General features: G+C 37.8%; 7 protein-coding genes. 3 read left to right on the forward strand and 4 right to left on the reverse strand.

Annotated elements, in window-relative coordinates; all coding sequences use genetic code 11:
* Positions 1-19 precede the first annotated feature (19 nt).
* Entirely contained in the window at positions 20-3,187 is a 3,168-nt protein-coding gene (locus Q0590_RS28360; RefSeq protein ID WP_302041027.1) for a non-ribosomal peptide synthetase, read from the forward strand.
* Between the two features lie 70 nt (positions 3,188-3,257).
* Positions 3,258-7,826, forward strand: coding sequence for an AMP-binding protein (locus tag Q0590_RS28365; RefSeq protein ID WP_302041028.1), 4,569 nt, complete (start codon positions 3,258-3,260; stop codon positions 7,824-7,826).
* A gap of 554 nt (positions 7,827-8,380) precedes the next feature.
* Here the strand turns inward: Q0590_RS28365 and Q0590_RS28370 are convergent.
* From Q0590_RS28370 to Q0590_RS28385, 4 genes are all read right to left on the reverse strand, one after another.
* Positions 8,381-8,740, reverse strand: coding sequence for a transposase (locus tag Q0590_RS28370; RefSeq protein ID WP_302041029.1), 360 nt, complete (start codon positions 8,738-8,740; stop codon positions 8,381-8,383).
* A complete protein-coding gene (locus Q0590_RS28375; RefSeq protein ID WP_302041030.1) occupies positions 8,740-9,165 on the reverse strand; it encodes a hypothetical protein in 426 nt (141 codons plus the stop codon). The genes Q0590_RS28370 and Q0590_RS28375 overlap by 1 nt, the downstream gene beginning before the upstream one ends.
* Before the next feature lie 8 nt (positions 9,166-9,173).
* Positions 9,174-9,911: a transposase gene (locus Q0590_RS28380; RefSeq protein WP_302041031.1), complete on the reverse strand. Its 738-nt coding sequence runs from the start codon at positions 9,909-9,911 to the stop codon at positions 9,174-9,176.
* 533 nt (positions 9,912-10,444) lie between these two features.
* Positions 10,445-10,618 (reverse strand): hypothetical protein, encoded by a 174-nt coding sequence (locus tag Q0590_RS28385; protein WP_302041032.1) that lies wholly within the window; start codon positions 10,616-10,618, stop codon positions 10,445-10,447.
* Positions 10,619-11,718: 1,100 nt separating this feature from the next.
* Here Q0590_RS28385 and Q0590_RS28390 point away from each other — a divergent pair.
* Positions 11,719-12,339 carry an RNA polymerase sigma factor gene (locus Q0590_RS28390; RefSeq protein WP_302041033.1) on the forward strand — a complete coding sequence of 207 codons (621 nt, stop codon included), beginning with the start codon at positions 11,719-11,721 and terminating at the stop codon, positions 12,337-12,339.
* Positions 12,340-12,375 lie beyond the last annotated feature (36 nt).

Below are 12,375 nucleotides of genomic sequence, written 5' to 3' on the forward strand. Positions count from 1 at the left end.
CTTATTTTAATTAGTAACAGTGAAAATTATTAACAAGTTGTCACCTGCTCAGGTGACAGGTGATCAGCTATTGACTATTGCCAAGAATGAGCGCATCCATTCTATTTTTGAGGCCATTGCCTTAGAATATCCAGATGCAGAAGCAATCGTTCATCAGCAGCAAGCTATTACTTACAAATTATTAAATGAAAAAGCCAATTTTGTTGCCAGGTGCCTACTTGAAAATGGCATAGAAAAAAGTGAAATAATAGCCGTAAAGTTAGATAAAGGGATCAACCTTATTGTTGCTATCCTTGCTATTATGAAAGCTGGCGCTGCTTATCTACCCATAGATCCTACCTATCCTGCTGTACGAATTAAGTATATGTTGGAAGACAGTAATGTAAAATATTTAATTACTTCTTCTACTTATTTAGGCAACCATCCGGAGGTTAATGAACTCAACATTGAAGAACAACAAGGCCAACTGGAAGATGCTACTTCCTCTCATACAGATGCACATAGCTTAGCTTATCTGATTTATACATCCGGCACAACAGGAAATCCAAAAGGAGTGATGGTTGAGCATGCCGGATTTATCAATATGTGCCTGTATCAGATTTTTACCTATGGGCTGGGCTTGAACGAACGCGTACTACAGTTTGCCTCCATTTCGTTTGATGCATCTGTCTATGAAATTTTTATTGCCCTGCTATCCGGGTCTACTCTAGTAATTATTGATAAAGACACCATCTTAAATAAAAAGCAATTTTTAGCGTATATAGACAGGAAAGAAGTAACCTTCTTATTGCTTCCGCCTGTCTTTCTTAACTCCCTTGACCGTCCTGATTTTAAAACAGTCAAAACGATTGTTACGGCAGGAGAAGCATGTAATATGGCTGATGCGCTTTATTATAGTCAGAAGAAAAGTTATTTCAATGCTTACGGGCCTACGGAAGCTTCTGTGTGTGTTTGTCTCTATCAGGTAATACCCGATCAGGAATATGGAAAGTATATTCCTATTGGAAAAGCAATCCCTAATATTAGATTCTATATTCTCAATGAAGACTTAGATCCAGTAAAAGAGGGGGAAACAGGTGAACTCTATATAGGAGGAATAGGCCTTGCGAAGGGGTATATCAACAAACCCGAACTTACTCAAAAAGCATTTCTTCATGAGACAAAAAAATTAGGAGAGCGCGTATACCGAGCAGGTGATATTGTAAAAAGAAGTGAAGATGGAAACCTAATTATCTTTGGAAGAAAAGACGATCAGGTTAAAATATTAGGACATCGGATAGAACTAGGGGCCATAGAACATACCCTGTTGCAAATAGCCACTATCAACAACGCACATGTATGTGTATTTGAGCACGAAGGCGAAAAATTCGTGTGTGCCTATTTCATCAGCTCTGAGCAAATCTTGGGAGAGCATCTACGAGGAAAATTATTGGAAAAACTACCTGCGTTTATGGTGCCTCAATGGTTTATTCAGGTACCTGAATTTAAGATGACTCAAAATGGAAAAATTGATAAAAAAGCACTACCCTCTCCTTTTGAAATCCATGATTCTCTCTCGATAGATTCCCCAGAAACATTAAAAGACACCTTAGGCAGAGTATTGGATATCTGTAAAGAAATGCTGGGTATACAGCACTTAGATGGATCTGACAATTTCTTTCTCATGGGCGGCCATTCTCTTAAAGCTGCTAGACTTTCTGCTTTAATTAATAAAGAATTTAACGTAGAGTTATCTGTATCGGACATCTATAAAAAACCACATATTACCCAAATTCATGACCTTATAAAAACGGGCCGCAAGTCTGCTTATGAAGCTATCGTGCCCGCACCAACTAAAAAGTACTACGCCACTTCTGCTGCGCAGAAAAGGATGTACATCATGAATAGTACCGACAAGGTGGATATAAGCTATAATGTGTCAATTGTATTGCAATTTGAAGAAAAAGTCACGAAAGACACGGTGGTATCAGCTCTTAAGACCTTGTCTAACCGGCATGACGTCTTGCGTACTAGGTTTGATATTCAGTTTGATGAGATAGTACAGCAAGTTTTGCCAGAAGTAACAGTCAACTTATTAGACGGAGGCATAATAAACCTCCATGAACTATCACAGAAAGCCAAAAGAGTAGTTCGTCCTTTTGATCTGAAGCTAGCACCAATTCTAAATGTGTGTTATTTTGAAATTGCCCAGGGCGGCGTAGCAGTGGTATTTGATACCCACCATATCATTGCGGATGGAACGTCTATGGGCATATTGATCAATGAGTTTATCCGGCTATTGAATCAGGAAACGTTGCCAGAGCTTTTGCTGCAATACAAAGACTATGCAGAATGGGAAAATAGTCACTATTCAAAAAGTGAGTATTTTCATGAGCATGAGATGTATTGGCTGACTATCTACAAAGATATTCCTAAACTCAGAATGCCTGTAGAAGCTAAACCAGAGATCCAAAACTTTTCAGGCGAAAGACTGTCGTTTACCATAGATAAAGAGTTATCTGCCCGGCTAAAGAGTTATGCGTTTACAATGGATGCTTCCATCTATCAATTATTGCTCTCCATCTATTATTTACTACTTTCCAAATATACCAATCAGCAAGACATAGTAGTAGGAACGGCAGTAGCTAACAGGAGGAAAGAGGAAGTACAGCAAATGATGGGAATGTTTGTAAATACACTTGCCTTAAGAGCTACCATTCCTGCAGAAATATCTTTTAACCAGTTTGTGAAAAATATAAAGAACATGGTATTGGAGGCTTTTGACTATCAGGAGTATCCATTCGAACTGTTAATCGCTAAACTGGGATTAAGCGGAAATGATAAGAAAATACCGTTAATCGATACCTTATTCGTTGTTCAGAATATTGACTTTTTCAATAACCAGGCTATTCCCGGCTTGACTTTAAAATATGAAAATGCGACAGCCACTTCTAAGTTTGATTTCTCTTTTTTAATTGTTGAACAAAAAGAATCATTTGTACTAGAAGTAGAATATAACACAAATATTTACAGCAAAGACTACGTTACTCAGCTTGCTGAAAATTTTATAGCGTTAGCTGGTAAAGCCATTGTTTCCCCATCTGCACTTCTGGAAGAGATAACCTTGATTGACAATAAAAAAATGTCACAGTTGAGAACACAGCTTATGGCAGAAAACACAATAGAAGATGTAGAATTTGACATCTAACCATTCTTTCAATTTTACGGAAATCATCAATTGAACCCTTGTCGTGAGGGAATAAAATCAACCATGTCTTATGGAAAATATTATAGAAAAAAATCATTTATTATCCTTGCCAGAATTTGTAAGATCCAAAAAATACTGGCAAGAAGAGTTTGACAGTAAACTAGAAGCAACCAGATTACCATACAGTTACTTTCAGACACTCGATTATGAAGAACAAAAGTACAGCTTCTCACTAGATACAGCTGTATTGGCACAACTGGAAAAAGCATCTAAAGGAAATTTAGAGGCTATGTTCATTATTTTAGTGGCTTCTTATAGAATTTTATTATATAAATATTTAGGCCAGCAAGCATTGGAATTAGGTATTCCTACGATGGTTCCTAAAAATCAGGCAGCAGAGTTTTTTACTGCTCAACTGTTGCCAGTTTACACTAAAATACTTCCTGAATATAGCTTTAAGCAGGTATTAAAAGCAGAAAAAGAAAAAATTGCAGCAGCTTATCAGCATCAGCATTATCCGCTTCAGACGATTGACGAGTATAAAACACCCAAAACGGCTGTTTTTTTTAAAAATATACACCCTTTCTATAAAGCGACAGAGTGTGATTTTGTATTTGAAAAAACAAGCGAGGGATTGGAAATACAGTGTGTTTACAATGCAAAATTATTTTCACAGGCATTCATCCAGAATTTTACCAGAAAATACCAGCATACCATTCGTTGTCTGCTCTCAAGTGCTGATGTAGCCATAGATGATTTATCAATTCTGGAAGCAGCAGAAGAAAATATGCTGTTGCATGTAATCAATGACACAGGGGCTCCCTATCCATCTGGTTCAAATCTGGTACGTGTTTTTGGGGAATGGGTAAGGAAAACTCCCGATGCTGCAGCCGTGGTATCCGTAAATGGAACCTTAACTTTCAGTCAATTAGACATTTATTCAGACAAGATTGCCAACTATCTAGTACATACGATTAAAATTGCCAACGAAGAACAAATAGGTATATTGCTGCCTAAATCTCATCATACTATCGCTTGTATGTTGGGTATACTCAAAGCAGGAGGCTCTTACCTGCCTATTTCACCGAGATACCCGGCAGACCGGATCAGGATGATCCTCAACGACTCCCGTTTAAAAACAATTATCTCTTCCAAGGCACATATCAAGCTTTTGAATAAGCTTCAATGGGAGTGTGCAAGTTTTCAGACCTTCCTGTGTATTGACAGCCTGGACTGCCATTTAGAAAAAGAAGAAACCTCTTTTAAAAATGAGCTGAATAGCCAAAATCTGTGGGAGCATGTAGGAGAAAAAGCTACGGATGATATAGAAGGCGGTGGCTGGCAAAACAGTTATACGGGCGAAAATCTGTCCAGAGCGGAAATGAATGAGTACCGGGATAACATCATCAACAAACTAACCCCACTGCTCCATACAAACACCCGTGTGCTTGAAATTGGTTGTGCTTCCGGTATTAGCATGTTTGAACTGGCACCTAAGACTGGCCTGTATTATGGAACAGATATTTCACGGGTAATTATTGAAAAAAACAGGCAGAAGATTAACAGAGAGGGCATAGCCAATATTAAACTTAAGAGCTTGGCAGCCCATGAAATTGACCAGGTAGAGGAGAAAAATTTTGACGTAGTGATTATTAACAGTGTGATTCAATGCTTTGAAGGACACAATTATTTGAGAGATGTACTCAGGAAAGTGGTTCATCTAATGAAAGACACGGGGATCATCTTCCTGGGAGATATTATGGATGAAGATACCCGAGAGGTTTTTATTGAGTCTTTAAACACTTTCAAAAAGAGCAACCTAGGTAAAGGATACAAGGTAAAAACAGATTTCAGTAATGAAATTTTCTACTCAAGAAGTTTTCTGGAAGATCTCAGATTTGATATCAAAGGTATTCACCAGACAACTTTCTCAGAGAAGATACATACCATAGAAAATGAACTTACCAAATACCGGTATGATGCCATGCTTTTTATTGATAAGAAAGCAACTCCAGCACCCGGGGTTAGGCACAAGTATCAGCATTCGTTGCAGGAATTTAGTTCCTATTCAGAAAAGCCTTTCGTGCAAACAGAGATAAAACCTGATGCTGCGGCTCATGTAATCTATACGTCTGGTTCGACCGGAAAGCCAAAAGGAGTGATTGTTACCCATCGAAATGTACTGCGGATGGTTCAAAATACAAACTGTGTAAAAGTTGAACCTGGCGAAAAGATGCTTCAGACTGGGGCCATGGAGTTTGATGCTTCTACCTTTGAAATATGGACTGCACTCACCAATGGCGCTTCCCTGCACATCATAGATTCTGAACTTTTACTGAATGCCGAAAGATTAAAAAAGTATATCGCACAAAATCAGATTACTATTTCTTTTGTCATAACGGCCGCTTTCAATGCACTGGTAGAGCAGGATGTAACCATTTTCGATGGGTTAAACTATGTATTGACTGGAGGTGAGGCTATGTCTACTAAGCATATAAATAAATTCTTACAGCATAACCAGTCTACCAAACTGTACAATTTGTATGGACCCACAGAAAATACAGTTGTTTCAACGGCTCATTTAGTGAACAAGCCTTATACAGGAGCTGTACCAATTGGCAAGCCGATACACAACTCTACATGCTATGTACTCGACACTAAACAAAGGCTAGTAATACCAGGGGCAGAGGGTGTTTTATATGTAGGTGGAGATGGCGTAGCCAAAGGGTACTTAAATAGCCCTGAACTTACCCAGCAGCGCTTTGTGCAAAGCCCATTCAAACAAGGAGAAATATTATATAATACTGGCGACCTGGTACGATTTAATGAAGAGTATGCACTTGAATTTTTAGGTAGGGTCGACACGCAAGTAAAAGTCAGAGGGTTTAGGATCGAGCTTTCAGAAATAGAAAATGAGTTGCTACATATTAATGGAATCAAGGAAGCACGTGTAGTGGTAACAAAGGATCAGAACGATGAAAAGTCTCTTACTGGCTATTTTACGGCTTCTACAAAAATGGACCCTGCAGAGGTTGCCTACCTGTTAGGTGATAAACTACCCGATTATATGATTCCATCTGCACTGATGCAATTGGATGAATTACCGCTTAATGCTAATGGAAAACTAAATATGTTAAAGCTCCCAGACCCCATTAGTCTAAGTAAGAGTAAATTTGAAGCGCCAGCCAATGAAACAGAAAGGCAACTAGTGGAAATATGGAAGGAGGTTTTGGGAGTCTCTATAGTAAGCGTCCATGATAACTTCTTCGACATGGGTGGCCACTCATTGAAGGCAATGAAGGTGCTCCACAAACTCTCCAAAGATTTCGAATTAAAGCTTACCACACTCTTCAGATATCCCACTATTAGGGAGCTAGCACAAAACCTTGTGTATAAAAAAGGAAATCTTCTGGAAACACTCCAGCGCCTCAAAAAAAAGCCTTTGAATGAGGCTGATAAACGTAAGGCAGAAGAGCGGAAAGTATGGTACAAAGAGAGAATGAAAAAGGATAATTTCCAAATTCCAGGTGAACAGCAAGAAATAAGAGAAGTATTACTAACCGGAAGCACCGGGTACCTGGGTATTCATCTGCTATATGAATTACTGACTACTACAACTGCTAACGTCTATTTATTAATTAGGGCTGAAAATGAGGCTGCTGCCAAAGGCAGGTTATTAAAAAAGATTTCTTTCTTCTTCGGATCTGAATTCTATGATGCATATAAAAATAGAATTCACCCGCTGGCTGGCGAGATGGAAAAACCATTCTTAGGTCTTCATAAAAATATCTATAAAACCCTTGAAGAAATCATTGATACCATAGTAAATCCTGCAGCCAATGTAAAGCATTACGGCCTAGAAGTAGATTACAAAGGAAATACAACTGGTGTGCAGGAACTAGTAAATCTGGCAAAATCAGGTCGCCCTAAACGTATACACCATGTTTCTACAGCCGGCGTATCGTTTGGGCAGGAATACGTATTTAGTGAATACGACCGGGTAGAAAAGATTCCAGATGTAAATAATACCATTTATCTGCAGTCTAAACTCGATGCAGAAAACATCATATTCAAAGCTATAGAAGAAGGTGTAGAGGCTAGTATTTATAGAGCAGGCAATCTGGTGTTCAACAATGATACAGGAAAATTTCAGGAGAATACTGAGAATAGTGCTTTTTATATGCTATTACGCTCTTTTATCAATTTAGGCATCATGCCAGATATGAGAGATAAGTTTTATGACTTTTCTTTTATTAACACCACCGCCGAGGCTATTATAAAGTTCGCTAAAGAAAAATCACTCATAAACAATGTATTTTATGTTTATAATACACATACATACAGTTTACATGATCTCTATCATCAGGTAGTTAAACCTCATTTTCCACAGGTAAAATTGGTATCTTTAGATGAGTTTGCGCAACTAGTAATGGAGAAGTATGAGGACCCTGCTACGAAAGAGTTCATTGAGCATATCCTTGTAAATATACGGATATTAGAAATTAACGAAAGTAGTGTAATGCTTGTATCAGACCGTTCACAGGCCGTTATGGATAAACTGCAAATTAACTGGCAGGAACTCAACGAACAAATGGCTACGATGATGGTTACTTTTGGCAAAGAAAAAAGCTTTTGGTAGGAGCAAAAGACTCCGACAATCACAACTAAGCTCATAAGGACAGTTGAAGTTACTGTCCTTATGAGCTTATCCTGTTATAGGTTGTAAGAAGGTATCTTAAATGTAACTCCTCTTTCGCCAAAGCAATGAAGTATGAGCAAAGGGGGATATTTTATTACCAATATTAGTTCTTAGCTGCCGTTTCTGTATCCTACTACTTTAAATAAGTAGATCATCCCTGCACAGAGTAGAACACTACAAAGCAGAGTTACTACCGGTAAAAGAAGCCCAAGAGGTAGCTGTCTATAGAAAGCAGGTAAGAAATAATAACAAACACTTACCCAAAGCGTGATACCTATAGGTAGGATAGCCAGCAGCACACAGAGTATGACTAAAAGCTTGCCAAACACCCTTGCTGAAGTCCTTTTTTTAGTTTCATCGGTAAAGCCTAGAAAAGCAAGTATCCAGATAAAAGTCAGGCAGGCAACCACTAATTGAACTATCAGTGCCAAAAATAGTAATACCTGCTTCATAGGAGATATTGATTTTGAGAGTCTTTGGCTATAAGATCTAATCTACACTTTTTGATTATTACCTACTATGAACATAGTTACTAATTTTACCCCTGGATGTTGCACAACGTAAAAGAGAAAATAATAAAGGGTATTGACCTGCTTTACAGCAAGGGTTTGAGCTTTAGCTTTAGGATGATTTAAACAAAGCAGCAACTTTTGCAGATTGTAAGCTGTAGCTGACATGAGCATGAACTTATGAGCGGCTTGCTTTCCTTTGGCATTGCTTCTCTTCATTCCATAATAGTTGAGTAGACTGCCAAAAACAGGTTCTACGGTAGACATTCTTAGTCCTATCATTTTTTTACCTTCTTTGCTTTCTACTCTCTCCTGCATACGTAATGGACCGATGATGCGGAGCATCAGGTCCAATGATAGTGACGGTAGACACTAAAAGTGAGGCTTTGCCGCCTTTTAGCGCCACAGCATGCTTTTTTGAAAGGACATACACTACAATCCTTCACTCTGGCATGATAGTAATGAGTAGCAAAGCCTTTTTCCATTCTAATACCATGGTAATAAAGCAACTTTTCATTGCGACAGATATAGGCGTTTTGCGTTGGATCATAATGGAAACCTTCTCTTACCGGGTGATAACTACCTGGTAAAGAAATAAAACCTTTGATCTTGTTGGCTTCTAAATAAGCGTAGTTTTCCCCCGATCCGAAGCCTGCATCTGCTAATAGATTATCAAGAGGCAGGCCGTATTGTTTGAGTTTATTAGACAGGTTATTTACTATTTCCACTAAATGTCGTGAGTCCTTTTCATCGGCTAAATTAGCTTGCATGTGAGTAATCACATGGCGAACGGATGGCAAAGCACATCCGCTGTATCGACAGCCATACTGGACAAGTAGTATAAACGAGAAGGTTTGCCTGTTTTTTGGGTGATCTTTGCCTCAGCATCACTCATACTGATATGCGTTCGATTATTTCTTGGACAGCTTTTAGGCTTAACTGTCTTTTCTATCAAGGGAAAAGGCGAAACTTGCTCTGTAAGCTCGGCAGGTGTACTTAGATTTGCTTCCCCTTGGAGCAGTTGCCATTCTAATATGGCTTTTCGCTTGAGGCTGTCAGTAGAAGCATTGGCTTCCACTAAGGCTGCGTCCACAACTTGGGTGTGTCCACTGACTATATCTGCCTCTACACATGCAGTAAGAATAGACTGAAAGCAAGTTTCAAACACCTCTGCCGGTAAGCGCTTGCGTGTGCGGGATAGGGTGCTGTGACATGGAAGCCGTTCCCCTACATTGAAATCTAAAAAATGAAGGATATCTAAGCGTAACCCACTCTTTTCAATAAGAGCCCGATCAGAGCAGATATTTTCAAAATGGGCTACCAGCTGTAGTTTGAAAAAGACAACCGGATCTACAGATTTCTGCCCACACTTGCCATAATAAGGGGCTACTGCTTGATAGAGGAAGTCTAACTTGAGTAACGGCTTGATTTGGCGATAAAAATTATTCTTGGGAACATAATTTTCCACTATCAGTGAAGGGCAAGTGTTGTTGAACTGTTTTCTTTTGCCTACCATTCTTGAATTTACCACTCAAAAGGCAGATTTCAAATCAGCAGTTGTGCAACACCCAGACCCCTTTGTTATTACTCTAGAATGGAGTGCTAAATTCGCTCCATATGTATCCCATACATATAAAAAATTCTAACTTCTAAATGCAATAAGTCACCCCAAGCTTTCTTTCCCGTAAAACAAAATTATTAAAAGACTTCTATTTAAAACTTGCTTTTTAAGACAGTACCTCAATTGTGAGTTGTTTTACCTCTCCAACCTTTTTTGGATATCTTTTATCCAGCTTTCAGGCTTTGCTTTGTCCAATATAACATCAGGGGTAAAACCTGTTCTATCTATAGGATTGCTATCTGTCTAGCTTGATTTTACAATAGGAATACTCACCCTAAAATTAGCATAGGGTAGCAGGTTAGAAGAAGCCCGTTCATAATCCATCATACCAAACGTATTCACTCCGTAACTGGTAGTTTTAGCACTTTCTTTTGATAGATAAAAGAAGTATTCTGTGGAGCTTCCACATAGATTGTCTACCACTAAGGCTATTTTTTTTGATTACCTGTTACAGAGTTTAATGGAAAAGCCACGCTAGGAATAGAGTAGAATTGTTTTTTGGTCGTTGGCAACTCTTCATATGCTTTCTTATAAAGGTTTAGTGTCGTCTCTGGAAAATATTTTTCATATTCAGCCGGAATTGGATGAATGGACTTTCCCATCTTACAAGCAAAAAAGCAGCCTATATAAGAACTACATAGACTGCCTTTGACCTCATAAATATTTTCGATAAAAATGCACATGCGTATCTAATAAATATGTAGATTTTCACCAGTTATGAAGCGATTCATCATGCAAAAAGTGTATATCTATAAAGGCCTTCATTGATAATGAGGGCTTTTATTATTTATATAGACGCTGTTTTTGGCTGCGTCACCCTGTAGCAAAACTGCAGGCCAGATATGGATAAGCGCTTAAGATATATGTTTATACATACAAATGAAATCTTTTTTTGAAATCTCTAGAAAGAATACCAAAAAATATAGCTATTGTATTATTTTATAATGAACTGATAAGTAGAGCCTTGTATTTGAGAATTAGTTGAGCAAGGGTGATTCTCTGTCCTCATGTCCATGTTATATTCATTTCATTAAGAGGATAGAAGTGCTAGAAAGCGCAATTGTCATAACACCGCCTTAATATGAGGCTACAATCTCTATGATTCTTATATGGTAATGATACTGTACGAATCTCCACTATATAAAAATGCTAATGCTACAGCTTTCCGGGATATTCCTGAACTTTATCTCTCAATTAAAATTGTATTAGCAACTATCATAATCAATGGTTCATTGCTTTTTGTACAGTTTTACCGACAAATGTAAAGAAGAATTGAGTTGTAAGTTAGTAAAGCTAAAGCGTAGTTAAATTAACCTCCCCTTTCGCTTTACTTATAATATAATATGTCTAATTTATTAGGAGGAGGTTATTAGTTGATAGCAGTATTTTATATTAATTCAATAATATAGCTTCCTTATGACAACCTTCTAATAGCAATAATAATACCCCATCTGCTCTAATTTTATAAGCCATGTAGGGATGTATGGGTGCATAAGGAGTGAATAATATAAAATCATTTCAACAAAATTTAGCTATGATAAGGTACTACAGACAGAAACATTCATTATAAAGCATTCTAAGAGCCATTTGTGTATCCTATTAAAGCTGAATAGGGCTACTTATAAGTTTATTTATAGTTTATCTAAAATAAATTTTATATTTAAGCAATGTTCTTGCCCGGATACCTCCAGCTTGTAGTTACATGCAAAAAAAATTAGTGATATGTACTCCAGAAGCAATACGCTGGCAACGTTTTATAGACGGTGATGAACAGGCTTTTGCTGAACTTTTTAATCTGCACTTTAGAAAATTATGTAACTACGGATATAAGATCATTCCAGACAAAGACCTGATTAAAGATTGTGTACAAGAGGTATTTATTCATTTGTGGCATAACCGAACCAAGCTTGTCTATACGGAAGCCATACACTTTTATCTGTTAAAATCGTTGCGCGGAAAGCTCATACGAATTCTCAAGAAACAAAAGAAAATTAGCTGGGAAACCCTTAACCCAGATCTTCCGTGTTTTGAATTTAATTTTACACTGCAAGACAACCTAACACTCAGCCATACCCAGGCTGAACAGCAGGAATGGTTGCTGAAAAGCTTGAATGCTCTGCCTGCCAAACAGAAAGAAATTATTTACCTGCGGTTTTTCAATAATTTAAGTTATCTGGAAATTGCAGATGTTATGGCTATCAACTATCAGGTAGTTCGCAATTATGCGTGTAAAGCCATTAAAACCCTTCGAAAAAAAGTAGATATTGTATTGGCTATACTTCTCTTGCTTGAACAGCATTCTTTTTATGTACCAAGTAATTAGAATTCCTGAGACAAGCTTTAGGTTATTCTTCTCCCA

Source organism: Rhodocytophaga aerolata (genome assembly GCF_030503435.1).
Classification (GTDB): Bacteria; Bacteroidota; Bacteroidia; order Cytophagales; family 172606-1; genus Rhodocytophaga; species Rhodocytophaga aerolata.

What these genes read in the sequence shown, in the direction of transcription:
- Q0590_RS28380 (WP_302041031.1), bottom strand. Translation starts at nt 9,911, where the DNA reads ATGGTAGGCAAAAGAAAACAGTTCAACAACACTTGCCCTTCACTGATA.
- Q0590_RS28390 (WP_302041033.1), top strand. Translation starts at nt 11,719, where the DNA reads ATGCAAAAAAAATTAGTGATATGTACTCCAGAAGCAATACGCTGGCAA.
- Q0590_RS28375 (WP_302041030.1), bottom strand. Translation starts at nt 9,165, where the DNA reads ATGCAAGCTAATTTAGCCGATGAAAAGGACTCACGACATTTAGTGGAA.
- Q0590_RS28385 (WP_302041032.1), bottom strand. Translation starts at nt 10,618, where the DNA reads ATGGGAAAGTCCATTCATCCAATTCCGGCTGAATATGAAAAATATTTT.
- Q0590_RS28370 (WP_302041029.1), bottom strand. Translation starts at nt 8,740, where the DNA reads ATGCTCCGCATCATCGGTCCATTACGTATGCAGGAGAGAGTAGAAAGC.
- Q0590_RS28365 (WP_302041028.1), top strand. Translation starts at nt 3,258, where the DNA reads ATGGAAAATATTATAGAAAAAAATCATTTATTATCCTTGCCAGAATTT.